Below are 24,430 nucleotides of genomic sequence, written 5' to 3' on the forward strand. Positions count from 1 at the left end.
AGACCGGTGCCGATCAGACTTCTTGGCCGGCGGCCCTCAGTCGTGCCCGCGCGCGGCGCTGTGCCGCGGCGGCCTCATCGCCCTCCTGCGCCGACACGCGTTCGTACTCCTCGCGGGCGGCGCGGACGTCGACCTCGCCGCCCAGCTCGGCGTACTCCGCGAGCACCGACACCTCGTTCGAGGCGACCGAGAAGAATCCGCCGGAGACCATCGCCGCGACGGGCTCGCCGCCGTCGGACGGATGGATGCGGACCACGCTGCCGTCCACCATCACGCCGAGGACCGGCGCGTGGCCGGGCAGGATGCCCATCTCACCCTCGATGGTCTTGGCCACGACCATATCGGCTTCGCCGGCCCAGATCTCGCGCTCCGGCGAGACCAGCTCCACGCGTAGCTTTGCCACTTCGTTCTCCTCCGAACGGCTCTGGGCTACTTCTGGAGCTCCTGGGCCTTCTTCTCGGCCTGCTCGATGCTGCCGACCATGAAGAACGCCTGTTCCGGAAGGTGGTCGTACTTGCCCTCGGTGATCGCCTTGAAGGACGCGATCGTGTCGCTGAGCGGCACGTCCTCGCCCTTCTGACCGGTGAACGCCTCGGCCATGTGCATCGGGTGGGACAGGAACCGCTCGATGCGGCGCGCCCGCTCCACCGTGATCTTGTCCTCTTCGGAGAGCTCGTCGATGCCGAGGAGGGAGATGATGTCCTGCAGCTCCTTGTAGCGCTGGAGGATCCGCTTCACTTCCTGGGCGACGTCGTAGTGCTCCCGGCCGAGGATGACCGGGTCCATGATCCGCGAGGTGGAGTCGAGCGGGTCCACCGCCGGGTAGATGCCCTTCTCCGTGATCGCACGCGAGAGCACCGTCGTGGCGTCGAGGTGGGCGAAGGTGGTGTGCGGCGCGGGGTCGGTGATGTCGTCCGCGGGCACGTAGATCGCCTGCATCGAGGTGATCGAGTGGCCGCGGGTCGAGGTGATCCGCTCCTGCAGCTCGCCCATCTCGTCGGCGAGGGTCGGCTGGTAACCCACCGCGGAGGGCATGCGGCCCAGCAGCGTGGAGACCTCCGAACCCGCCTGGGTGAACCGGAAGATGTTGTCGATGAACAGCAGCACGTCCTGGTTCTGGACGTCGCGGAAGTACTCCGCCATGGTCAGCGCCGACAGCGCGACCCGCAGACGGGTGCCCGGCGGCTCGTCCATCTGGCCGAAGACGAGGGCGGTGTCCTTGAGGACGTTCGCCTCCTTCATCTCCAGCAGCAGGTCGGTGCCCTCACGGGTGCGCTCGCCGACGCCCGCGAACACCGAGGTGCCCCGGTGGTTACGGGCGACACGGGTGATCATCTCCTGGATGAGCACCGTCTTGCCCACACCCGCGCCGCCGAACAGGCCGATCTTTCCGCCCTTGACGTACGGGGTGAGCAGGTCGATGACCTTGATGCCGGTCTCGAGGATCTCGGTCTTGCTCTCGAGCTGGTCGAACGCCGGCGCGTGCCGGTGGATCGGCCAGCGCTCGCTGACCTCCAGCGAGGCGGTCGGCACGTCGAGGGCCTCACCGATCGTGTTGAACACGTGGCCCTTGACCCCGTCGCCGACCGGCACCGAGATGGCCGCACCCGTGTCGAACACCGGGGCGCCGCGGACGACGCCGTCGGTCGGCTGCAGCGAGATGGCGCGGACCATGTTGTCGCCGATGTGCTGGGCGACCTCAAGGGTCAGCCGGCGCTCGACGTCGCCGAGCGTGACGTCGATGTGGAGCGCGTTGTAGATGTCGGGCATCGTCTCGACGGAGAACTCGACGTCGACGACGGCGCCCGTGACACGAGCGACGCGACCCGTCGCCGTGGAGGTGGCGGTCTCTTCTACCGAAGCAGTCATGGTGGCTCTCACTCACTCCCCGCGGACGTCTCGGCCAGCGCGTTCGCGCCACCGACGATCTCGCTGATTTCCTGCGTGATCTCGGCCTGGCGGGCCTGGTTGGCCACCCGCGTCAGGTTCTGGATCACATCATTGGCGTTGTCGGTCGCCGACTTCATCGCCCGCCGGCGCTGGGCGTGCTCGGACGCGGCCGCCTGGAGCAGCATGTGCCAGATCCGGCTCTCGATGTAGTTCGGCAGGAGCGCGTCGAGGACCGCCTGGGCCGACGGCTCGAAGTCGTACGCCGGCAGCGCGCCCTGGGAGCGCTGCTCCTCGGGAAGCTCCTCGGCCTCTTCGATCTCCAGGGGGAGCAGACGGTGCACCTGGGCGGTCTGCGTCAGCATGGAGACGAACTCGGTGTAGACGACGTGGATCTCGCCCACACCGCCCTCCTCGGCCGGCTTGTTGAACTCCTCGACGAGCGCGCGCCCGATCGTCTCGGCGTGTTCGAAGCGCGGGTTGTCGCTGAATCCGGTCCACTCGTCGCCGTAGTCGCGCTCGCGGAAGCGGTACCAGCCGACGCCCTTGCGGCCGACGATGTACGGGACGGGCTCCTTGCCCTCCTCGCGCAGCAGGGTCATCAGGCCCTCGGCCTCACGGATGACGTTGGCGTTGTAGCCGCCGGCGAAGCCGCGGTCGCTGGTGATCAGCAGCACCGCGACCCGCTTGCTGTCGGCCCGCTTCTCCAGAAGCGGGTGGCTGACGCCGACGTTGTGGCTGACCAGCGCGGAGATGGCCCGCGTGATCTGCCGGGCGTACGGCCCCGACTCCCGCACCCGCTGCTGCGCCTTGACGATCCGCGACGAGGCGATGAGCTCCTGCGCACGCGTGATCTTCGCCATCGACTTCGTCGAGGCGATGCGGCGTCGTACGACCCGAAGCTGGGCACCCATCGGCTACTTCTTCCTCACGCGGGTGATCTTCTCCTGCTCCACGTCATCCGCGTCGATGGCCTCGACCGTCTCCTCCTGCAGCAGGAGGCCGTGGCTGGTCGTCTCGAAGCCCTTCTTGAACTCGGTGATGAGGTCCTTGAGCTTCGTGACGGTGTCGTCCTCGAACTTGCCGGTCTCCCGGATCGTCTCGAGCAGACCCCCGTCGGTGCGCTTGATGTAGTCGAGGAACTCGGCCTCGAACCGGCGGATGTCCTCGATCGGCACCTCGTCCAGCTCACCGTTGGTGCCGGCCCAGATCGAGACGACCTGCTCCTCCATCGGGAACGGGTCGTTCTGCGGCTGCTTGAGCAGCTCGACCAGGCGGGCGCCGCGGTCGAGCTGGGCGCGCGAGGCCGCGTCGAGGTCGGACGCGAACGCCGCGAAGGCCTCCAGGTCGCGGAACTGCGACAGGAACAGCTTCAGGTTGCTCGTGGCCTTCTTCATCGCCTTGGTCATCGCGGCGCCGCCGACGCGGGACACCGAGATACCGACGTTGATGGCCGGGCGAACACCCTGGTTGAACAGGTCGGTCTCCAGGAAGACCTGCCCGTCGGTGATCGAGATGACGTTGGTGGGGATGTAGGCGGAGACGTCGTTGCCCTTGGTCTCGATGATCGGCAGGCCGGTCATCGAGCCGGCGCCGAGGTCGTCCGAGAGCTTCGCGCAGCGCTCCAGGAGACGCGAGTGGAGGTAGAAGACGTCACCGGGGTACGCCTCGCGGCCCGGCGGGCGGCGCAGCAGCAGCGAGATCGCGCGGTAGGACTCCGCCTGCTTGGACAGGTCGTCGAACACGATCAGGACGTGCTTGCCCTGGTACATCCAGTGCTGGCCGATGGCCGAACCGGTGTAGGGGGCGATGTACTTGTAGCCCGCGGGCTCGGAGGCCGGGGCCGCCACGATCGTGGTGTACTCCAGCGCGCCCGCCTCCTGCAGCGTGGCCCGCACCTGCGCGATCGTCGAGCCCTTCTGGCCGACGGCGACGTAGATGCAGCGCACCTGCTTGTTCGGGTCGCCGCTGTCCCACGCCTGCTTCTGGTTCAGGATCGTGTCGATCGCGACGGTGGTCTTGCCGGTCTGCCGGTCACCGATGATCAGCTGGCGCTGACCGCGGCCGATCGGCGTGAGGGCGTCGATCGCCTTGATGCCCGTCTGGAGCGGCTCGCTCACGGGCTGGCGCTGCATGACGCCGGGCGCCTGGAGCTCGAGCTCGCGGCGGCCGGTCGTCTCGATCGCGCCCTTGCCATCGATGGGGTTGCCGAGGGAGTCCACGACGCGGCCGAGGTAGCCGTCGCCGACCGGGACCGACAGCACCTCGCCGGTGCGGCGGACCTGCTGGCCCTCTTCAATAGTGGAGAAATCGCCCAGGATGACGACACCGATCTGCCGAACGTCAAGGTTCAGCGCGATGCCGCGCGTGCCGTCCTCGAACTCAAGGAGTTCGTTCGCCATGGCCGAGGGAAGACCCTCGACGAAGGCGATACCGTCGAAGCACTCGACGACGGTCCCGACCTCCTCGCTCGCGGCGGCCTCCGGCTCGTACGCCTGGACGAAGCGCTCGAGCGCACTCCGGATCTCCTCCGGCCGGATCGTCAGCTCCGCCATTCTTCTTCGTCTCTCTCCGTGAGTTCGATGCTTGGGGTTCAGCTCGCCCGCTCGATACGCCGGCGGATGTCGTTCAGCCTGCGCACGATGGTGCCGTCGATTTCCTCATCCCCCACTCGGATGGACATTCCACCCAAAACAGCGGGATCAACCTCAATGTTCACATGAACATCGCGGCCGTACTGCGCCGAGAGCGCGGCGGTGAGCCGCGTCTTCTGCTGTTCGCTCAGGTCCACCGCGGTGCGGACCACCGCGACCAGCCGATTGCGACGCTCGGCGGCGATGCGGCCGAACTCCGCGAGCACACGCTCCAGACTACGTCCTCGCGGGTGCGTCACGGCCTCAGTGACCAGCCGCAGCGTCGCCGGAGTCGTCTTGCCCTCCAGCAGCTCGCTCACCAGCACTGCCTTGCGCTCGCCCGCCACGCGGTGGTCGACGAGAACGCCGCGCAGCTCCGGCTGCGCCTCGACGATGCGGTCGAAGCGGAACAGCTCGTCCTCGAGGTCGTCGAGCCGACCCGACGCCTCGACGCTCGCCACCTCCGCGATCACGGCGAACCGCTCGACCGCGTCGGTGAGGTCGGTCGAGCGCGCCCACCGCAGCCGTACGACCTCGGCGACGAACTCGGCGGCCGCCGGCGAGACCTTGCCGTCGAGCACGGCCGAGGCGAGCCCGGACCGCTGGTCGGCCGGCCGGGCCGGGTCCGCGAGCGCCCGCCGGAGCACGTGCTCACGGTCGAGCAGCCGCAGCACCGCGAACAGCTCGTCGCCGATCGCAGCGGGGTCACCCGCCGACAGCACGGCCTCGAGCCGCTCGGCGGCCTCGGCCAGCGAAGCCCTACTGGCGCCTCTCATGGTCGCGCTCCCCTCCTCGCTCGCTCCGCGGACGGCGCGAGACGCTTCGCGACACGAACACCGTCCACTGCGCTCACTCGTCGGCTCGCCGCTGCGTTCATGGTCGCGCTCGCCTCCTCGTTCGCTCCGCGGACGGCATGAGACGCTCCGCGACAGATGCCGTCCACTCCGCTCACTCGTCGGCTCGCCGCTCCGGTCACTACGCCTCCGCCCGTGCCGTCCGGTCCTCGAGCTGGTCGAGGAACCTGTCGACGGTGCCGCGGCGGCGGGCCTCGTCCTCGAGGGACTCGCCCACGATGCGGCTCGCCAGGTCGACGGCCAGCTCGCCGATCTCCGTGCGCAGCCGCGTGAAGGCCTGCTGGCGGTCGGCCTCGATCTGGGCGTGCGCCTGGTCGATGACGCGCTGCGCCTCGGTCTGCGCCTGCTCGCGCATCTCCGCGATGATCTGCGCGCCCTGCTCACGGGCCTCCTCGCGGAGACGAGCGGCCTCGTGCCGTGCCTCGGCGAGCTGCTCCTTGTACTGCTCGAGCACCCGCTGGGCCTCGTCCTGCGCTTCTTCGGCCCGCTTGATGCCGCCCTCGATCGCGTCGGTGCGCTCGGCGAGGGTCTGCTGGATCCGCGGGATCAGCATCTTGCCGAGAACGAAGAGCACGATGAGGAACGAGATCGTGCCGAAGATCAGCTCAGCCGCGTCGGGGAGCAGAGGGTTGGGGTTCTTCTCCGCGGCGGCGACGAACCCGGCGGCGTGTTCGGCCAACATCATGGCGTGCACAGCCTTCCGTCAGAGTCGGACCTCGGTCAGGAGGTGTAGATGAACGGCGCGACCAGGCCGATCAGGGCGAGCGCCTCACTGAAGGCGAAGCCCAGCAGCATGTTCGTGCGGATGGTGCTCGTCAGTTCGGGCTGGCGCGCGATGGCGTTCACGCCCTGACCGAAGACGATGCCGACGCCGATGCCCGGACCGATGGCGGACAGGCCGTACCCCATCGCCTTGAGGCCGGGGTTGATGTTGGTGCTAGCGGCGGCGAGGAAAGACATTCGGATTCCTTTTCGCTAGGCCGGCGGTCGTCTCCGCCGGTCACGTGTTGACGTTCTGCGGACGGGTCTCAGTGGTCGGAGTAGAGTCCGGCGCTTATGTAGAAGGCGGCGAGCAGCGTGAAGACGTATGCCTGCACCGCCTGGATGAACAACTCGAACGCGGTCATGACGACCGTCAGGACCGCACCCAGGACGCCCACCCCGAAGCCGAGCGGCGTGACCTTCTCCCAGAGGAAGTGGAAGCCGACGGTCGCGAAGAGCGCGATCAGGAGGTGGCCCGCGAACATGTTCGCGAAGAGCCGCACGGCGTGGGTGAACGGCCGGATGAAGAACGTCGAGACGAACTCGATGGGGATGACGATGATGTAGAGCGCCCAGGGCAGGTCGGGCGGCATCGTCGCGTTCTTCAGCAGACCGAAGAATCCTTGGTGCTTGATGCCCACGGCCCAGAAGGTCAGGTAGATCAGGACCGCCAGGACGAACGGGAACGCGATGCGGGAGTTCACCGGGAACTGCGCCACCGGTACCACCGACATCAGGTTGCCGAGCCACACGAAGAAGAACACCGGGATCAGCAGGCGCAGCCACTTTTCGGCGTCCTTGCCCAGGAACGGCCGGCCGATCTCGTCGCGGACGAACATGTACGCGACCTCACCGACGTTCTGCCAGCCGCGCGGGACGAGCTTCGGCTTGGAGAAGGCCGCCCAGAAGAAGGCGATGACGACGATCATCACCACGGCGCAGAGGACGATCGGCTTCGCGACGGCGAAGGGACCTATGTGGAAGAGGGGCTTCCACTCGAACAGGCCGAGTCCCGGGGCTTCGAAGTCTTTGGCGAGGATGTGCGGGGCGCTCACCCGGTGTTCCTTTCGCGGTCGTAGCTCATCAAGGCGGCAACCTTGCTGTCGTCTCGGTGGGCCACGGCTCCGCCCGGCGCGCTCAGCGGCCGTAGCGGACGTAGACCAGGTAGCCAGCGAAGACCAGGCCCAGCACCAGGAAGATAGGTAGCAGCGCCGTGACGTCCAGCCAGCGAGCGAGGAGCCAGCCCACACCGCCGAAGACCAGCATCCCAGCCAGAATGGTGGCGGGGGCGGCCGACACGGCGTTGGCGAACTCGCGGTCCTGCGACTCGTCGGGCAGACGCCCATTTCCAGTCATCGCGCTCCGGACGATAGCAGGCTACCTGCCGCATAGTCATATTGGAGTAGTCCAATGTCATCATGTGCCCGGTTTGCCGAGGTCACGGGATGTGCGGCCGGATTCGACATACGGCTGGCGGGCGCTGATCGTGGCATTCACCTCTGCGGCGAGCCAGACGATCGTGAGCGACAGCACAGTCCAGCCGAAGACGTGGGCGTTCCATGCCGTCACATGGTTCAGGGCGGCCACGAGGGCGAACACCGCGATCAGTTTGATGAGATAACCCAGCAGACCGGCCATCATCACAAGTTGTTGCGACAATCTCGAGACATAGCTGACGACGAGCATGCCGAGGGTGAAGAATACGAGAACGAGGACAGCCCCGATGGCCGCGCCCAGCACGCCCTTGCCTCCCGCGAACAGGAGGCCGGCGATGATCGCGACTAGCCCTGCCAGGCCTGTGGGGATCGCGGCGCCACGGAGGATCCGGGCGTCGGTGGACTGCATGAGTGCTCCGGGGTGTTCACACTGTGTTAACTACGTGCCGTGTTGGCTACTTGCCGCTCGTGAAAGATATCACAAGCTTCTCAGACTCCGGTTTGCGCGTCAAGTTATGGCAAAGTGCGCAGTTCAGGCGGGTTGTCGCGGTCGGTGATCGGACTGCGGCTCCGTGGCCCCGCGGTGCCGTCGCCCGTGCGGGCGGAGCTGCGGGAACGCCATCACGACCAGCGCCGCGATCGCCACCAGGCTCGCCACGCTGAGGACGATCAGCGGTGACTTGACCGCCGAGAGCGCCACTACGCCGAACGAGAACAGCGCCGTCCACAGGTACATGACCAGGGCCGCGCCCCGGTGCGAGTGGCCGAGGTCCAGGAGACGGTGGTGCAGGTGCTTCTTGTCCGGCGCGAACGGCGACCGCCCGTCGTAGGAGCGCCGGACCACGGCCATCAGCATGTCGGCGTACGGCACGACCAGGATCGCGATCGGGATCAGCGGCAGCAGCGTCGGGAACCGGTTGATCGATCCGCGCAGCGCGACCGGGTCGAACCCGGAGACGGTGATCATCGAGGTGGCGAGCAGCAGCCCGATCAGCATCGAGCCCGTGTCGCCCATGAAGATTCGAGCGGGACTGAAGTTGTGCGGGAGGAATCCGGTGCACATCCCGGCGAGGACCGCCGCGATGAGGGCCGGCGCCGACTGGTGGTCGAGGTGGACGACGACCGTGACCAGGAAGGAATAGAGGAAGAAGGCCAGGGCCGACACGCCGACGATGCCGGCGGCCAGGCCGTCGAGGCCGTCGATGAAGTTCACCGCGTTGATCGTGGCGACCACGACGATGATGGTCAGCGGCACGCCGTACGACGGGGGCAGCACGAAGGTCGCGCCGGGGAGCGGGATCCAGGAGATCTGGACGCCGTTCATGATGAGCAGGCCGGCCGCCGCGACCTGACCCGCCATCTTGGTCAGCGCGTCGATCTCCCACCGGTCGTCGGCGATGCCGACCACGACGAGCAGGCCGCCGGCCGACAGCAGGCCGATCCACGTCGGGCTCTCGGTGAAGACCTTGTGCAGGTGGGGCAGGCGTGAGGCCATGAGCAGGGCGGCCAGCATCCCCACGAACATCGCCAGGCCGCCCATCCGGGGCGTCGGGATCGCGTGGACGTCACGGTCGCGCACCGGGGTCATGGCCTTGAACCAGATGGCGACCTTCAACACCAGGGGCACGAGGAGGTACGTGACGATCGCGCCCGTCAGGAAGGTGAGGATGTACTCCCTCACTCGTCCACCTCCCTGCGACGCGCGCTACCGCATACCCGTTACGAACCGGGCACCAACTCTATTGCTCCCGGCCCACCAGGAGGCGCCGTCCCGCGGGTATCACCGTGCGCGATCATCACATCACGTTTCGACGATGTCTCAGATGACGTCGCAGCTCAGCAGGAGTGCTCGCCCGAGTGCCGCCGGGAATCCGGCAGGTCCGCGCGTGCGTCCCCGCGCGCGGCACCGCCGCGCTCCGCGGCGAGACCGATCCACTCGTCGATCTGGGCGATGCGGCCGATGTCCCGGCCGGCCTCGCGCGGGCGCGCGGCCACCGGCGCGGACGCCCACCGGCAGTCACGGACCGTCTCCCCTGCTTCGCGGTGGCGCGCGAGGGCACCGTCGCCCGGATGGTCGTTCGGCTCCACGGTGGACATCGCTCCTCCAGCGCGTCGACGCCTCCAGTCCGTGCCTTCCCGCGACGGGGACCCCCGGAGGCGGGGAGAGGTACCGTCCTGACCGGTTAGACCCGTGAACGACCCCATTGGTTTGGTGCATCCTGGTCACGAATGAGTCACGCGCCGCCCAGCCGTGTCCGTACGGCCGCTGACCGGCGCCCTTCGCGGGAAGGGACCGGAGTGTCCGGGCCGCTGCCTGCGCCGTTCCGCCCGGAGGAGACGACCATGGGGGGCCTGGCCGATGCGGCGTGTCGCGGTGACTCTCGTGGCCGGCGTGCTGATGACCGTGCTCTCGCCGGTCGCGCCCGCGGCCCACGCCGACACCGGCTTCTGGCGCTCGACCGGCCTGCGCGGCGTGGACGCCTTCGGCGTCTACCGCAGGCGCCCGGCGAAGGTGACGCTGTCGTTCTTCCTCAGGGACACCAGGAAGGACGGCCGGAGCCCCGCCGTCCGCCTCACCTTCACCGGGCGGCACGGCGCCGTCGTACGGGTCGTGGCGCTGGGCCCCGGCGGGCGGAGACGGCGATGGCGCACCGTCAGCGCGCCGAACACCGGCCACCTGTACGCCCAGGAGTGCGTCGGCGGGTGGCGGAAGAAGAAGTTCCGGATCAGGAAGTGCGGCGGCTGGCGCCGGCGCTATTAGGGCTTGGCCGGAAGCCCCCGTCCGTGCCGAGCGGCGTCCAGGCGGGGCGCCGCAGGACGGGGTAGGAGTCAGCCCGGTCCGGCCGGGCGAGCCCACGACAGCGCGCCGAGGCGCCGCCTGGACCCCACGCAGCCGGACGGCGGGTTCGGGAGCCTAAGCGCTCCCGTCCGCGTCGCCGGACCGCTCCGCCTTCGCCGCCTCTTTCTCGACCGTCTCGCCCGCCTTGACGGACGCCTCGGCCTTCGCGGGCTCGTCGGGCTTGGCGGGCTCGTCGGGCTTGGCGGGCTCGTCGGGCTTGGCGGGCTCGTCGGCGTCGGCGGGCTCATCCGCCTTGGCGGGCTCCTCCGCGTCGGCGGCTTCCTCGGCCTTGACAGACTCGTCCGCCTTGGCGGGTTCCTCGGCGTCGGCGGGCTCGTCGGCCTTGGCGGGCTCATCCGTCTTGCCGGGCTCGTCGGCGTCGGCGGTGGGCTCGTCCTCGTCGCTGAGCAGCACTCCGCACACCTCGCGGAGGCGCGCTTCGGAGATCGCGCCGGCGCGCAGGAGGCGCGGCACCGCCCCGGTCAGGTCGACGATCGACGAGGGGGCGCCATCGCCGCTCGGCCCGTCGTCGAGGTAGACCTCGACCGCGTCGCCGAGCTGTGCCTCCGCGTCGTCGGCGGCGCGGGCCGGCGGGGCGCCGGCGCGGTTGGCGCTGCTCACCGCCATCGGCCCGGTCTCCTTGAGCAGCTCCAGCGTGAGCTGGTGCAGCGGCATGCGGATCGCGACCGTGCCCTTGGCGTCGCCGAGGTCCCAGGCGAGCGTGCTGTTGGCCCGGCAGACGAGGGTGAGCGCGCCCGGCCAGAACTCGTCCACGAGGTCCTGCCCGTACGTGCCGAAGTCCTCGACGAGCGCCTGGGCCGCGCGTACGGAACCGACCAGCACCGGGGCGGGCATGTCACGACCATGCCCCTTGGCCTCCAGCAACGCGGTCACCGCCGCGGGCGTGAAGGCGTCGGCGCCGATGCCGTAGACCGTGTCGGTGGGCAGGACGATCAGCTCGCCGCGGCGTACGGCCGAGACGGCCTCGGCGATCCCCCGGGTGCGCTCCATGGGCTCTGAGCAGTCATAGCGTCGGCTCACGGCGGCCATTCTCCCACCGCCACGAAGCCCTCCGCGCACAGGACCGCACGGGACCGCCCCCGAGAGGGACTCTTCACGAGCAGAACATTCGCACGATGGGTTCCGCGCGCGTTGTGCGTGAAGGCCGTTTATTCGGTGCCCAGGCGGGCGGTGACGAAGCGGTCGCGGCCGGTGAGGTCCTTGTGGTTGCGCATGTCGCGCCAGCCGTGCTCTTCGGCGAAGATCCAGTAGACGGGGTTGCCCTGGAGGTCGCTGTGCTCGACCGCGGCCCAGCCGCCGGGGCGCAGCAGCCGCCGCGCGGTGCGTTCGACCACGCGGATCGCGTCGAGGCCGTCGTCGCCGCCTCCCCACAGCGCGGACGGCGGGTCGAAGTCGCGGACGTCCTCCGCGACGTACTCCCACTCCGACATCGGGATGTACGGCGGGTTGCTGACGACCAGGTCGACGGTGCCGTCGAGATCGTGCAGCACGTCGGCGAAGTCACCGAGGTGCAGCCGGACCCGGCCGCGCTCGTCCAGCTCCTCGATGTTACGGGTCGCGTGGACATAGGCCTTCGGGTCCTTCTCGACCGCGTGGACGCGCGCTCGCGGGACCTCCTGGGCGATGGACAGAGCGATGGCTCCCGAGCCCGTACCGAGGTCCACGACGAGCGGATCGCCGACGTCCATCGTGCGCAGCGTGTCGATCGCCCAGCCGGCAACGACCTCGGTCTCCGGCCGGGGGACGAACACGCCCGGCCCCACCCGCAGCTCCAGATAGCGGAAGAACGCCCGGCCCGTGATGTGCTGGAGCGGCTCACCGGCCTCGCGCCGGGCGATGCCCGCCCAGAACCGCGCGTCGAACGCGGAGTCCGGCACCGTGTGCAGCTCGGCGCGCTTGACGCCGTGCACGAAGGCCGCCAGCTCCTCGGCGTCGGCCCGGGGCGACGGAATCCCCGCGGCGGCCAGGCGCGCCGTCGCGCGGGCGATCTCGTCGGAGAGCAGATGGGTCATGAACCCTCCTTCGTCGGAGGGCGTGACCACAGGGGCGTGTCTTCGATTCCCTCGCTACGCTCGGTCATGGGTCATTCAGGTCAGGTCGCTTGGGCGAGCTTGTGCTCCATGTCGGCGTCCACCAGCGCCTGGATGACATTGTGCAGGTCACCGTCGAGCACGTGGTCGAGGTTGTAGGCCTTGTAGCCCACGCGATGGTCGGAGATGCGGTTCTCCGGGAAGTTGTAGGTGCGGACCCGTTCGGACCGGTCGACCGTGCGCACCTGGCTCTTGCGCTCGGCCGCCGCGGCGGCGTCGGCCTCCTCCTGCGCGGCGGCGAGCAGCCGGGCCCGCAGGATGCGCAGGGCCTGCTCCTTGTTCTGGAGCTGGCTCTTCTCGTTCTGGCACGACACGACGATGCCGGTCGGCAGGTGGGTGATGCGGACCGCGGAGTCGGTGGTGTTGACGCTCTGGCCGCCGGGGCCGCTGGAGCGGAACACGTCGACGCGCAGGTCGTTCGGGTCGATCTGGACGTCGATGTCCTCGGCCTCGGGCATGACGAACACGCCCGCCGCACTGGTGTGGATGCGGCCCTGGGACTCGGTCGCGGGGACGCGCTGAACGCGGTGCACTCCGCCTTCATACTTCAGGCGGGCCCACACACCATCGGTGGACGGGCGTGACTTGACCGCCACGGTGACGTCTTTGTAACCACCGAGATCGGAGGGCTGGGCGTCGATGATCTCGGTCTTCCAGCCGATGCGCTCGGCGTGGCGGAGGTACATCCGCAGGAGGTCGCCGGCGAACAGCGCGGACTCCTCACCGCCCTCACCGGCCTTGATCTCGAGGATGACGTCCTTGTCGTCATTGGGGTCGCGTGGGACGAGCAGCCGCCGCAGCGTCTCCTCCAGCTCCTCGATGCGCCCGTCGAGCTGGGTCGCCTCCTCGGCGAACGCCGGGTCCTCGGCCGCCAGCTCACGCGCGGTCTCCGCGTCGGCGCGGGCCGCCGTCAGGTCACGCGCCGCCTCGACGACCGGCCGCAGCTCCGCGTAGCGCTTGCCGAGGCGGCGCGCCTCGGCCTGGTCCGCATGGACGGCCGGGTCGGAGAGCCGCTTTTCGATGTCGGCGTATTCGCTGGTCAGATCGTCGAGGTTCACGTCATGTCCTGGTTTGGCGCTGGACGAGCACGGTCAGACAGGCTGACGCCGACCGGAGAAATGCCTCTCCGGTCGGCGTGAGACGTCTGGCTACTTCTTGTTGCCCGTGGCCTTCTTGCCGAACCGCCGCTCGAACCGGGCCACGCGGCCACCGGTGTCGAGGATCTTCTGCTTGCCCGTGTAGAAGGGGTGGCAGTTCGAGCACACGTCGGCGTGGATCGCGCCGTTCTCCGCGGTGCTCCGGGTCTGGAAGGTGTTCCCGCACGTGCACGTCACGGTGGTGACGCCGTAGCTCGGGTGGATGTCAGGCTTCACTACTTCTCCTCGCTTCAGGCGGTCGCCGGGTCATCGCCCGGGGGATCCGGGGATGTGAACCGGTACCGCAGCGCGTACCAGTGTGCCAGATAGCACAACATGCCGAGGCCACCACGCATTCCCCGCGCGTGAAGGGCCCGGCCGGCGCCCCCGCGCCCGGCCGGGCCCCTTCCGTTCAGCGCGCCACCGGCACCGGGCCGCCCTCGGCGTGGGCCGGCACCGGCTCCTCGCCGTGGGACACCCGGGGCAGCCAGCCGAGCCAGCGCGGCAGGTACCAGTTGCGCTCGCCGAGCAGGACCATCACCGACGGCAGCAGCACCGCCCGTACGACGGTCGCGTCCAGCAGCACGGCCACCGCCAGGCCCACGCCCATCTGCTTCATGTCCTGCATCGACAGCGTCGCGAAGACCGCGAAGACGGCCACCATGATCACCGCCGCGGAGGTGACGACGCCCGCGCTGGAGCGCACCCCGTGCGCCACGGCGTCACGCGTCCTCAGGCCCCGGTCGCGCGCCTCCCGGATCCGCGACACGACGAACACGTGGTAGTCCATCGACAGGCCGAACAGCACCACGAAGACGAACAGCGGCATCCAGCCCTCGATCGCCCCGACCGCGTCCGTGCCGAACAGCCCCGCGCCCCAGCCGTGCTGGAAGACCGCGACCATGACGCCGTACGCCGCCGCGACCGACAGCAGGTTGAGCAGGATCGAGGTGATCGCGACCGTCAGGGACCGGAAGGAGACCAGCATCAGGACGAACGTCACGACCATCACGAAGATGAAGACCGGTGCGATGTCGGCGTGAAGCTGGTCGTTGAAGTCGACCGAGTCCGCGAGCTCACCGGTCACGTACGCGGTCCCGGCGGCCCCGACCGTCTCGGGCACGATCCGCTCCTGCAGCGTCCGCAGAGCGTGCTTTGAGGTCGCGTCCCTGCCGTCGCCGGCGAGCGGCACGGCGATCTCGGCGACGTTCTGCCGTGCGTGGGTGGTCACGGTGACCGGTGTGCCGAACTCCCCGCCCCGGCCGGTCCGGCTCTTCAGCTCGGTGATGGCCTTCCGGACCTCCGGCGAGCCGATGTCGGTGGCCTTGAGCACCACCTTGGCGGGCGCCGGCCCGCCGGGGAACGTCGTGGAGATCCGCTGGTAGGCCTCGAGCATCGGGGTGCCCTTGGGCATCTCCTGGTCCAGGCCGAGCTCCTGGGTGTGCATGCCGGCGGTCGGCGCGGCCAGGAGGAGCATGACGCCCGCCGCCAGCACCGCGAAGATCGCCGGACGGGCGAGCACGGGCCGCAGGATGGCGGCGGACACACGTCCGCCGGCGGTGCGGCGGCCACGGCGGCGGCCCAGGAACGGGATGCGGCCGAGCTCGATCTTGTCACCGAGCAGCGACAGCAGCGCCGGCAGCACGGTGACCGAGCCGAGCATCGCGATGAAGACGACCAGGATCGTGGCCAGCGCGAAGCCCTTGAACAGCAGGAGCCCGGACAGGAACATGCCCGCCATCGCCAGCATCACCGTGAGGCCGGAGATCAGCACCGACCGGCCGGACGTCGCGGCGGCGATCCGCAGCGCGGTCTCCTTGTCGTGACCCGCGGCGCGCTCGTCACGCTCGCGGCGGATGTAGAACAGGCAGTAGTCCACGCCGACCGCGAGCCCCATGAGCAGCATCACCGAGCTGGTCGTGTCGAACAGGTGCAGCGCGTGACTGGCCACGGCCAGCAGCCCGTTCGCCGCGACGAACGCGGTGAGCGCGAGCCCGACCGGCAGCAGGGCGGCCAGCGGCGCGCCGAACGCCACGAGCAGGATGCCGAGGGCGAGCGGCACCCCGGTCCACTCCGCGCGGGCGAAGTCCTTACCGAGGACGTCGTTCAGCCACTTGCCCGCGCTGGCGTCGCCGAACTGGCCGATCGTCACCTCCGGGTGCGCCGCCTTCACCCGCGCGACGGCGTCCAGGACGGGCTGGACCCGGTCGGCCGCCGTGTCCGGATCGCCGGTCATGGTGAACCGCACGAGACCGTCGCGACCGTCCGCGGAGGCGACGGTGGGCGCGACCTCACCCACGCGGCCCGTGGCCCGTACCGCGGCGGAGACGTCCGTCGCCGCGTCGCGCCAGGCTCCGGGCGTACCGCTGTGCACGATCACCATCTCTCCGGCCGGATCCTTGATCCCGGCGTCGGACAGGATCTTCTGGGCGCGGGCGGAGTCGCCCGCGGCGTTCTCGTACGGCTTCATCGTGACCTGGCCGGCCATTCCGCCGATCACGCTGGCGGCGATGACGAACACCAGCCAGCCGATGATCGCCGTCTTGCGGTGCCGCACGCTCCAGCCCCCGATCCGGGCGGCGAAAGACGACGGAGGTGCGGGGCGTCCGCGAACGTTGCTTCTCATGAGCGTCTCCTGACCTCTGGGCTCTGACGGAGACGCTAGGAATTCGCGGTGGCCCACCCCAGCCGCTCAGCACCCCTCACGCGGTGGCCTCGTCCCCCTCACGGGGGTGGTGCCAGTGACACCCCCGCGAGGTCCCTGAGCCCAGTGACCGCGAAGGTCCCGCTCGCGAGACTCGACACGGCAAGATAAGGACGGAGTCGGGAGGAATGATGAACATTGGGAAGGCGGCGCTCGCCGCCGTACGCGGACTGGGCCTGGGCCTGCTGGCGATGCTCGGATCGCTGGTGTTCTTCATCTTCTCGGTCGTGTTCATGGCGTTGTCACTGGTCGGCGTCGGCCTGTTCGTGACTCCGGTCGTCACGGCCGCCGCGCGCTCCTACATGGGCATGCGCCGGCGGCTCGCGCACCAGTGGTTCGGCGTGGAGATCAAGACGCCGTACAAGCCGAAGCCGGAGTTCCAGGGCGGCGTGCTCGGCGTGCTGGAGCGGTACCGGTGGATCATGAAGGACCCGGCGACGTACCGGGACCTGCTGTGGATGATCACCGACGCCACCGCCGGGTTCACCCTGGCGATTCTCGCCTTCACGCTCCTCTTCTACGGCCCGTACGGCTGGGTGCTGGCGGCCGGGGTCTGGTACCCGATCGTGCACTCGGGCGGCGGCGACTGGTACACCTTCGTGCACGTCACCGGCTTCGGCAGCGCGATGCTCGCCGGCCTGATGGGGTTCGTGTACGCGGGCCTGGGCGTCTGGCTGACCCCGCAGATCATGAAGGTGCACGCGCGGCTGGACGCCTCGATGCTGGGCCCCACGCACGAGCGCGAGTTGCAGATGCGTGTGGAGCGCCTCACCGAGACCCGCTCCGACGCGCTCGACACGCAGGCGGCCGAGCTGCGCCGGATCGAACGCGACCTGCACGACGGCGCGCAGGCCCGGCTGGTGGCCATGGGCATGAGCCTCGGTGCGGTCGAGCACCTGCTCGAACGCGACCCGGAGAAGGCCAAGAAGCTGCTGTCCGAGGCGCGCGAGTCCTCCTCCAAGGCCCTCACCGAGCTGCGCGACCTGGTCCGCGGCATCCACCCGCCGGTCCTGGCCGAACGCGGGCTCGGCGACGCCGTACGCGCCCTGGCCATGGCGCTCCCCCTCACCGCCGAGGTCGAGGTCGACCTTCCCGGCACCCTGGACGCGCCGGTCGAGTCGGCGGCCTACTTCGCCGTCTCGGAGGTGCTCACCAACGCGGCCAAGCACTCCGGCGCGCGCCGCGTCTGGCTGGACCTCCGGCACGAGAACGGCATGCTCCGCATCATGATCACCGACGACGGCCAGGGCGGCGCGGACATGTCCGCCGGCACCGGACTTCGCGGAATCGAGCGGCGGCTCGGTACATTCGACGGTGTCCTCGCGCTGAACAGTCCGGCGGGAGGCCCCACGATCGTGACCATCGAACTGCCGTGCGCGCTGACCGCGCCCCGGCCCTGACGCTGGAGGAGCCGGGATGCGCGTCGTCCTCGCCGAGGATCTGTTCCTGCTGCGAGACGGCCTCGTCCGGCTCCTCGAGGCGTACGACTTCGAGATCGCGGCCGCGGTCGACAACGGCCCGGAGCTGAACCGCGCGCTGCTCACGATCAAGCCGGACGTGGCCGTGGTCGACGTACGCCTCCCCCCGACGTTCACCGACGAGGGCCTGCAGGCCGCCCTGCAGGCCCGGCGCGAGGTTCCCGGCCTGCCCGTGCTGGTGCTGTCGCAGCACGTCGAGCAGCTGTACGCCCGCGAGCTGCTCGCCGACGGCAGCGGCGGCATCGGCTACCTGCTCAAGGACCGGGTGTTCGACGCGGACCAGTTCATCGACGCGGTGCGCCGGGTGGCCGCCGGCGGCACGGCGATGGACCCGCAGGTGATCTCCCAGCTCCTCGTCCGCAAATCCCGCGACGAGCCGCTGGGCGACCTGACGCCGCGCGAACGCGAGGTGCTCGCGCTGATGGCCGAGGGCCGCTCCAACCTGGCGATCGCCCAGCGCCTCGTGGTGACCGAGCGGGCCATCGCCAAGCACACGTCGAACATCTTCTTGAAGCTGGACCTGCCGGTTTCCGACGACGACAACCGCCGTGTCCTCGCGGTGCTGGCCTACCTCAACGGCTCCTGAGCGGGGTCAGCCCTGGCCGAGGTAGGCGAGGACCGCCATGACCCGGCGATGGGTGCTGGTCGTGTGCTGGAGGCCGAGCTTGAGGAAGATGTTGGAGATGTGCTTTTCCACCGCGCCGTCCGTGACGACGAGCTTGCGGGCGATCGCCGCGTTGGACATGCCCTCGGCCATGAGGCCGAGCACCTCGCGTTCGCGCGGGGTCAGCACCTCCAGCCGGTCGCCCCGGCGCCGGCGGCCGAGGAGCTGCGCGATGACCTCGGGGTCGATGACCGTGCCGCCCTCGGCGACCCGCTTGACCGCGCCGAGGAACTCCGCGACGTCGGCGACACGCTCTTTCAGCAGGTAACCGACGCCCTCGGCGCCGCCGCCGATCAGGTCGGTGGCGTAGCGCTCCTCGACGTACTGGGAGAAGACGAGGATGGGCGTGCCGGGCATCCGCTCGCGCACCTTCAGGGCGGCGCGCAGCCCTTCGTCGGTGAACGTCGGGGGCATGCGGACGTCGACGATGACGAGATCCGGCCGGTGCTCCTCGACGATCGCCAGGAGCCCGGCGCCGTCGCCGGAGGTGGCCACCGTCTCGATGCCCTCGTCGGCGAGAAGGCGGATCAGGCCTTCGCGCAGCATCACAGCGTCTTCCGCGATCACGACCCGCACGGTCGCCCAGCTTAGAGGAATTCCGGCCTCAGCTCGCCGCCGCGCCGGGGCCGGGCAGCAGGTCGACGTCGCCCGCGTGCATCGGCTCGCCGCAGTGGGCGCAGCGCAGGTCGACGCCGCTGATCTCACCGCACGCGTGATGGCGGTAGAGGACCGGCGGGCCGGCCTCGCCCGCGAGCCACCGGTCCCCCCAGCCGACCATGACCATGAGCAGGTCGACGAGCTCGGCGCCCTTCTCCGTCAGGACGTACTCATGCCGCGGCCGCCGGTCGTAGGGCCGGCGTTCGAGCACTCCCTGCTCGACGAGGTGGTTCAGCCGCTCGGTGAGGACCTTGCGCGAGATGCCGAGGTCCGCCTGGATCTGCTCGAACCGGCGGAACCCCGCGAACACGTCACGCAGGATCAGCGGCGACCAGGGCTCCCCGATGACGTCGAGCGTGCGCGCGATCGAGCACGCCATCTCCGCGAAGTTCGTGCGCTGCATGGAACCCAGTTTAGCAATCTGGGTTCCCTCAAGGAACTCCGACTGCTACGGTCATGGAGTCTCTTAAAGGAACTCGGAACGGATGGCGAGCATGAGCAAGGTCTTCAGCGCCCACGCGGTGTCGGTCGACGGTTACATCACCGGGCGCGACCCCGGCGCCGGCCGCGGGCTCGGCGACGGGGCGACGCTCTTCGACTGGTACTTCGACGGCGACACGCCCAGCCGGGTGTTCGACGGGTTCAGGCTGAGTGAGCCCAGCGCCCGGGTCTTCGACGCCTTCGCCGGACGTGTGGGCGCGGTCGTGGCGGGGCGCAACACCTACGACGACTCCGACGGCTTCGGAGGCGGTAGCCCCCACCCGAACGCCCGCCTGTTCGTGCTCAGCCACCGGCCGGCCCCGGAGATGTCCGAGCGGCAGACCCTCGTCACCACCGGCATCGAGGACGCGGTCGCGGCGGCCCGCGAGGCCGCCGGCGACGGCGACGTCGGCCTCATGGGCGGCGGCGTCCTGACCGAGGCGCTGAAGGCGGGGCTCGTCGACGAGGTGATCCTCCACCAGGTGCCGGTCCTGCTCGGCGGCGGCCGTCCTTTCTTCCAGACCCTCCCCGGGCACGTACGGCTCCGCCTCATCGAGGCCGTCCCCGCCCCGGGCGTCACCCACCTCCACTACGAAGTCGAACGCTGACCCACACCCAGGAGATGACCACGATGCTCGATCCCGACGTACGCCGCGTGCTCGACGGCACCCCGATCGCCCACCTCGCCAGCGTCCTGCCCGACGGCGCTCCCCACTCCGTGCCGGTCTGGATCGGCACGCACGGCGACCACGTCGCCATCCTCACCGGGCCGGGCTCCCGCAAGGCCCGCAACCTGCGGCGCGATCCGCGGATCGCGCTCTCCCTGACACCGGACGGCAACCCGTTCCAGCCGGTCATCATCCGCGGCAGGGTCGTCGAGTGGCTGGACGGCGACGCGGCCTGGGAGGTCGTCGACCGGATCGCGGCGAAGTACATCGGTGGCCCCTACTCGCGCGCCGAGGAGCGGGTCGTCGCGCTCATCGAGCCCGATCGCCAGAGCCTGGGGTGAGACGCGGGTGAAACCCCTGCCCGCGGGCCTCCGCGCGGACCGGCTACCAGACCGCCGGGAGGTCCGCGCGGATGACCGTGGGGCCGCCGGGAGGGCTGTTGACGGTGAGGATGCCGTCGATGCCGGCCGCGCGGTCGGCCAGGCCCGCCAGGCCGCCGCCCGGTGTGGCCTCCGCGCCGCCGACGCCGTTGTCGGACACCTCCACCACGATCCAGTTCTGGTCGCGGCTGATGCGTACGGCGGCGCGGGTCGCGCGGGCGTACTTGGAGACGTTGGTGAGGGCCTCGGAGACGATGAAGTAGGCGATGCTCTCGACGGCCGCGGGCGGGCGGGTGGGCAGGTCGACCTCGACCGCCACGGGCACCTCGGTGCGTGCGGCGACCGCGGAGATCGCGGCGTCCAGGCCGCGGTCGGTGAGGATCGCGGGGTAGATGCCGCGGGCGAGGTTGCGCAGCTCCGCGATGGCCTCCTTCGCGCCGGCGTGGGCCTGCTGGATCAGCTCCTGGGCGCCGGCCGGGTCGGTCTCCAGCTTGGCCCGGGCCCGGCCGAGGTCCATCGCCACGGCGAGGAGCTGCTGCTGGGCGCCGTCGTGCAGGTCGCGTTCGATGCGGCGGCGCTCGGCCTCCGCGGCGTCGACGCCACGCGCCCGGCTGGCCTGGAGCTGGGCAGTACGGGCCCGCAGCGCCTGGGTCTCGTTCGGGCCGAGCAGGTAGCGAGCGAGCGCGCCGTGGGCGTAGCCGACGCCTCGGACGACGTACATGGTCACGAACGCCAGCGCGATGCCGAGCGGGATCGCCGGCAGGGTCGTCAGCGTGTTGTCGAACCAGATCTCGTGGCTGCCGACGGTGAGATAGAGATAGCCGTCGTTCTTCCAGTTGATCGTCAACGGCGTCGCGATGAGCCCGGCGGCGGCGGACCACAACGCCACCGACAGGACGAACTCGACGACGCCGAGCGGGAAGGCCAGGAGCAGATAGAGGAGGTCCTTCCAGGTCGCCGGGTCGGTCGCCATGGCCTTCCACTTGGCGAACAGGTTGACGCCCCGCGGCAGCGGACGGTGCGGGTCGGGGATGTCGACGCCGAAGGCCGCCTTCGCCAGGTGACGCTCGAGCTTCGCGGCGGTCCGCCAGAGGATCATGCTGAGGGCGAGCCCGAGCACGCCCACCCAGATGATCACCGTGCCCGCGGACACCGACAGCAGCACGGTCAGCCCGACGAAGTACGCCAGTCCGAGCGGGAAGTGCAGCAGCAGGTAGGCGGCCGACCGCCACGTCAACGATTCCCTCGCCAGCCGCAGCGGACCGGACCGCCGCCGGGAGGGTGTCATCTCGAGCGTGCTGTTCACCGCGGGTCCCTTTCGCGCCGCATCCACCGTACGGCCCAAGCCTCACGGACGGGAGCCCCGCGCGCCATGGAGCGTCCCAGCCTCATGGGGGTGGGGCTAGCCCCACCCCGGGGCCCGGACAAGGAAGAACGCCCCGGGGCACGGGGCCACGGGGCGTCCTTGACGAGAATGGGGTCAGTCGTTCAGCGTCGTCTTCTGCACCTGGAGCAGGAACTCCGCGTTCGACTTGGTCTCCTTCATCTTCTCCAGGAGAAGCTCCAGCGCCTGCTGCATCTCAAGAGCGTGCAGCACCCGGCGCAGCTGCCAGACGATGCGCAGCTCCTCCGCGGACATGAGGATCTCTTCCTTACGCGTGCCGGAGCCGTCGACGTCGATCGCCGGGAACACGCGCTTGTCGGCGAGCTCGCGGCGCAGCCGCAGCTCCATGTTGCCCGTGCCCTTGAACTCCTCGAAGATCACCTCGTCCATGCGCGAGCCGGTCTCGACCAGCGCGGTGGCGAGGATCGTCAGCGAGCCGCCGTTCTCGATGTTGCGGGCGGCGCCGAAGAACCGCTTCGGCGGGTACAGCGCCGTCGAGTCGACACCACCGGACAGGATGCGGCCGCTGGCCGGAGCGGCCAGGTTGTACGCGCGGCCGAGACGGGTGATCGAGTCGAGCAGCACGACGACGTCGTGGCCGAGCTCGACGAGGCGCTTGGCGCGCTCGATCGCCAGCTCCGCGACCATCGTGTGGTCGTCGGCGGGCCGGTCGAAGGTCGAGTGGATGACCTCGCCCTTCACCGACCGCTGCATGTCGGTGACCTCTTCGGGACGCTCGTCCACGAGCACGACCATCAGGTGGCACTCGGGGTTGTTCTTGGTGATGGCGTTGGCGATCGCCTGCAGCACCATCGTCTTGCCGGCCTTCGGCGGTGACACGATCAGACCGCGCTGGCCCTTGCCGATGGGGCTGACCAGGTCGATGATCCGCGTGGTGAGCTGGCCCGGGTCGGACTCCAGGCGCAGCCGCTCCTGCGGGTACAGCGGGGTGAGCTTGGAGAAGTCGACGCGGCCCTTGGCCTGCTCGGGCTCCATGCCGTTGACCGTGTCGAGGCGAACCAGCGCGTTGAACTTCTCGCGCCGCTCGCCCTCGCGCGGCTGCCGGACGGCACCGGTGATGACGTCGCCCTTGCGCAGGCCGTACTTGCGGACCTGGGCGAGGGAGACGTAGACGTCCTGCGGACCAGGGAGGTAACCCGTGGTGCGGACGAAAGCGTAATTGTCGCGAATGTCGAGAATGCCGGAGACCGGGATCAGGACGTCGTCCTCGTTGATCACCGGGTCGGCGTCGCCGTAGCGCTCCCGGCCGCCGCGTCCGCGGTTGCGCTCCCGGAACCGGCCGCGCCGGCGCCGGCCGCCGCCGTCCTCGCCGTCGTCGTCGCTCTGCCGCTGGCCCTGGCCGCCGCGCTGGCCCTGGTTGCCGCCACGGCCGTCCTGGCCGCCCCGACCCTCGTCGCGCTGGCCGTCACGCTGGCCGTCACGGTTGCGGTTGCCGCGCTGCCGCTGGCGCTGGCCGCCGCCCTCGCGACCGCCCCCCTCACGGCCGCCGCTCTCCCGGCCGGCGCTCTCCCGGCCGCCGTCACGGCCGTCGCGGCCACCCTCGGACTCGGCCGTCTCCGTCTTGATCTCCTGCTGCTGACCCTGCTGCTGCGGGGCGGCGTCGTCGCGCCGGGACGCCCGCTCACGCCGGGGCTGCTGGGTCTCGCCGCGCTCCGTCTCGGTGGCGGCGGGAGCCGTCTTGGCCTGGCCGGCGGCCTCACCTGCCTCACCCTCGGTCTTCGGGGCCGCCTTGGGCGCCGTCGCCTGGTCACCGCTGCCGGCGTTCTGCGCCTGCTTCTCCTGGATGGCAGCGATGAGCTGGCTCTTGCGCATGCCGCCCGTGCCGCTGATGCCGAGGCTGGAGGCGAGCGCCTTCAGCTCGGGGAGCACCATGGCCGACAGGCCCGTGCCGCTGCGGCGGCGCCGCGGAGCGGGAGCCGTCTGCTCGGCAGGGGTGGCGTCAGGCGCTGTGGTGGCTGCGTCCGTGAGGAGTTCGGTGGATTCGCTCACTAAGGGTCCTTCCCAGGGAGCGGGTGTGGCCGCCGTCGGCCAGGCAACCCGGTAGTGCGAGCCGGCGGGGGCGCCGGATCAGTCGAGCTCTGCTGATCTGAAGTTGATCGGCGAAGAGTTCTGGCCACAGCCAGATGGTGGAGGCAGGTCGCCGGATCTGATCCCCGATCCCGTTACGTCCGAAGCTTTGCCGGAACAATGAACGACGAGCGGTTTCGGTGCCGGGGAACCACATCCGCGTCACGCGGCCGGCATAAGCCGGAGTGGCCGACGAGCCCACGCCCCCGAGCGGGGCATCTGGTGCGGCACTTAGCCTAACATCACCTGGGCACACTGCTATTCCCCAG

26 protein-coding genes are annotated in these 24,430 nt (G+C 70.0%); 5 read left to right on the forward strand and 21 right to left on the reverse strand.

The features are described 5' to 3' along the window. Positions 1-13: 13 nt before the first annotated feature. The 12 genes from ABEA10_RS34390 to ABEA10_RS34445 form a co-directional block, all read right to left on the reverse strand. Entirely contained in the window at positions 14-403 is a 390-nt protein-coding gene (locus ABEA10_RS34390) for a F0F1 ATP synthase subunit epsilon (RefSeq protein ID WP_329252873.1), read from the reverse strand. A 26-nt stretch (positions 404-429) separates the two neighbouring features. Next, positions 430-1,869 carry a F0F1 ATP synthase subunit beta gene (gene atpD / locus ABEA10_RS34395; RefSeq protein WP_329252870.1) on the reverse strand — a complete coding sequence of 480 codons (1,440 nt, stop codon included), beginning with the start codon at positions 1,867-1,869 and terminating at the stop codon, positions 430-432. Positions 1,870-1,877: 8 nt separating this feature from the next. After that, a complete protein-coding gene (locus tag ABEA10_RS34400; protein ID WP_345471126.1) occupies positions 1,878-2,801 on the reverse strand; it encodes a F0F1 ATP synthase subunit gamma in 924 nt (307 codons plus the stop codon). Positions 2,802-2,804: 3 nt separating this feature from the next. After that, a complete protein-coding gene (gene atpA, locus ABEA10_RS34405) occupies positions 2,805-4,442 on the reverse strand; it encodes a F0F1 ATP synthase subunit alpha (protein ID WP_345471128.1) in 1,638 nt (545 codons plus the stop codon). 38 nt (positions 4,443-4,480) lie between these two features. Beyond that, positions 4,481-5,296 (reverse strand): F0F1 ATP synthase subunit delta, encoded by an 816-nt coding sequence (locus ABEA10_RS34410; protein ID WP_345471130.1) that lies wholly within the window; start codon positions 5,294-5,296, stop codon positions 4,481-4,483. Between the two features lie 199 nt (positions 5,297-5,495). Then, positions 5,496-6,056: a F0F1 ATP synthase subunit B gene (locus tag ABEA10_RS34415; RefSeq protein ID WP_425551002.1), complete on the reverse strand. Its 561-nt coding sequence runs from the start codon at positions 6,054-6,056 to the stop codon at positions 5,496-5,498. A 38-nt stretch (positions 6,057-6,094) separates the two neighbouring features. Continuing rightward, positions 6,095-6,334 carry an ATP synthase F0 subunit C gene (atpE, locus tag ABEA10_RS34420; RefSeq protein ID WP_285579650.1) on the reverse strand — a complete coding sequence of 80 codons (240 nt, stop codon included), beginning with the start codon at positions 6,332-6,334 and terminating at the stop codon, positions 6,095-6,097. Positions 6,335-6,402: 68 nt separating this feature from the next. Next, complete coding sequence (gene atpB / locus ABEA10_RS34425; protein WP_345471134.1) at positions 6,403-7,191, reverse strand: F0F1 ATP synthase subunit A; 789 nt, start codon at positions 7,189-7,191, stop codon at positions 6,403-6,405. An 82-nt stretch (positions 7,192-7,273) separates the two neighbouring features. Next, entirely contained in the window at positions 7,274-7,492 is a 219-nt protein-coding gene (locus tag ABEA10_RS34430) for a hypothetical protein (RefSeq protein WP_329252853.1), read from the reverse strand. 60 nt (positions 7,493-7,552) lie between these two features. Beyond that, complete coding sequence (locus ABEA10_RS34435; RefSeq protein ID WP_345471137.1) at positions 7,553-7,981, reverse strand: Cg1360 family ATP-synthase-associated protein; 429 nt, start codon at positions 7,979-7,981, stop codon at positions 7,553-7,555. 123 nt (positions 7,982-8,104) lie between these two features. Beyond that, entirely contained in the window at positions 8,105-9,253 is a 1,149-nt protein-coding gene (locus ABEA10_RS34440; RefSeq protein ID WP_345471139.1) for a glycosyltransferase family 4 protein, read from the reverse strand. Between the two features lie 155 nt (positions 9,254-9,408). Beyond that, on the reverse strand, positions 9,409-9,669 hold the full coding sequence (locus ABEA10_RS34445; protein WP_345471141.1) for a hypothetical protein: 261 nt from the start codon (positions 9,667-9,669) through the stop codon (positions 9,409-9,411). 262 nt (positions 9,670-9,931) lie between these two features. Here ABEA10_RS34445 and ABEA10_RS34450 point away from each other — a divergent pair, with 262 nt between their 5' ends. Continuing rightward, complete coding sequence (locus ABEA10_RS34450) at positions 9,932-10,333, forward strand: hypothetical protein (protein WP_345471143.1); 402 nt, start codon at positions 9,932-9,934, stop codon at positions 10,331-10,333. A 153-nt stretch (positions 10,334-10,486) separates the two neighbouring features. Here the strand turns inward: ABEA10_RS34450 and ABEA10_RS34455 are convergent, their stop codons facing one another. The 5 genes from ABEA10_RS34455 to ABEA10_RS34475 form a co-directional block, all read right to left on the reverse strand. Continuing rightward, positions 10,487-11,452 (reverse strand): L-threonylcarbamoyladenylate synthase, encoded by a 966-nt coding sequence (locus tag ABEA10_RS34455; protein ID WP_345471145.1) that lies wholly within the window; start codon positions 11,450-11,452, stop codon positions 10,487-10,489. A gap of 128 nt (positions 11,453-11,580) precedes the next feature. Next, the gene (gene prmC / locus ABEA10_RS34460; RefSeq protein WP_345471148.1) at positions 11,581-12,444 is read right to left on the reverse strand and encodes a peptide chain release factor N(5)-glutamine methyltransferase; all 864 of its coding nucleotides are present in this window, start codon (positions 12,442-12,444) and stop codon (positions 11,581-11,583) included. 80 nt (positions 12,445-12,524) lie between these two features. After that, positions 12,525-13,580 (reverse strand): peptide chain release factor 1, encoded by a 1,056-nt coding sequence (gene prfA, locus ABEA10_RS34465; protein ID WP_345471150.1) that lies wholly within the window; start codon positions 13,578-13,580, stop codon positions 12,525-12,527. A gap of 90 nt (positions 13,581-13,670) precedes the next feature. Beyond that, positions 13,671-13,895, reverse strand: a complete 225-nt coding sequence (rpmE, locus tag ABEA10_RS34470; RefSeq protein WP_345471152.1) for a 50S ribosomal protein L31 — start codon at positions 13,893-13,895, stop codon at positions 13,671-13,673. A gap of 175 nt (positions 13,896-14,070) precedes the next feature. Next, positions 14,071-16,284 carry an MMPL family transporter gene (locus ABEA10_RS34475; RefSeq protein ID WP_345471154.1) on the reverse strand — a complete coding sequence of 738 codons (2,214 nt, stop codon included), beginning with the start codon at positions 16,282-16,284 and terminating at the stop codon, positions 14,071-14,073. 209 nt (positions 16,285-16,493) lie between these two features. On the opposite strand from ABEA10_RS34475, the gene ABEA10_RS34480 reads away from it, so the two are divergent. Together ABEA10_RS34480 and ABEA10_RS34485 are read left to right on the forward strand one after the other, a co-directional pair. Next, on the forward strand, positions 16,494-17,762 hold the full coding sequence (locus ABEA10_RS34480) for a sensor histidine kinase (RefSeq protein ID WP_345471156.1): 1,269 nt from the start codon (positions 16,494-16,496) through the stop codon (positions 17,760-17,762). A 16-nt stretch (positions 17,763-17,778) separates the two neighbouring features. Further along, positions 17,779-18,426 (forward strand): response regulator transcription factor, encoded by a 648-nt coding sequence (locus ABEA10_RS34485; RefSeq protein ID WP_329252814.1) that lies wholly within the window; start codon positions 17,779-17,781, stop codon positions 18,424-18,426. A 6-nt stretch (positions 18,427-18,432) separates the two neighbouring features. Here the strand turns inward: ABEA10_RS34485 and ABEA10_RS34490 are convergent, their stop codons facing one another. Beyond that, on the reverse strand, positions 18,433-19,080 hold the full coding sequence (locus ABEA10_RS34490) for a response regulator transcription factor (protein WP_329252812.1): 648 nt from the start codon (positions 19,078-19,080) through the stop codon (positions 18,433-18,435). Between the two features lie 28 nt (positions 19,081-19,108). Beyond that, complete coding sequence (locus ABEA10_RS34495; RefSeq protein ID WP_345471159.1) at positions 19,109-19,564, reverse strand: winged helix-turn-helix transcriptional regulator; 456 nt, start codon at positions 19,562-19,564, stop codon at positions 19,109-19,111. 91 nt (positions 19,565-19,655) lie between these two features. On the opposite strand from ABEA10_RS34495, the gene ABEA10_RS34500 reads away from it, so the two are divergent. Both ABEA10_RS34500 and ABEA10_RS34505 read left to right on the forward strand, forming a co-directional pair. Next, entirely contained in the window at positions 19,656-20,249 is a 594-nt protein-coding gene (locus ABEA10_RS34500) for a dihydrofolate reductase family protein (protein WP_345471161.1), read from the forward strand. Between the two features lie 14 nt (positions 20,250-20,263). After that, the gene (locus tag ABEA10_RS34505) at positions 20,264-20,650 is read left to right on the forward strand and encodes a PPOX class F420-dependent oxidoreductase (RefSeq protein ID WP_329252801.1); all 387 of its coding nucleotides are present in this window, start codon (positions 20,264-20,266) and stop codon (positions 20,648-20,650) included. 43 nt (positions 20,651-20,693) lie between these two features. On the opposite strand, the gene ABEA10_RS34510 is transcribed toward ABEA10_RS34505, so the two are convergent. Continuing rightward, entirely contained in the window at positions 20,694-21,995 is a 1,302-nt protein-coding gene (locus ABEA10_RS34510; RefSeq protein ID WP_345471164.1) for a sensor histidine kinase, read from the reverse strand. A 174-nt stretch (positions 21,996-22,169) separates the two neighbouring features. Beyond that, positions 22,170-24,083, reverse strand: coding sequence for a transcription termination factor Rho (gene rho / locus ABEA10_RS34515; RefSeq protein ID WP_345471166.1), 1,914 nt, complete (start codon positions 24,081-24,083; stop codon positions 22,170-22,172). Positions 24,084-24,430 lie beyond the last annotated feature (347 nt).

Origin of the sequence: Actinoallomurus oryzae (assembly GCF_039541955.1) — a bacterium.
GTDB lineage: Bacteria > Actinomycetota > Actinomycetes > Streptosporangiales > Streptosporangiaceae > Actinoallomurus > Actinoallomurus oryzae.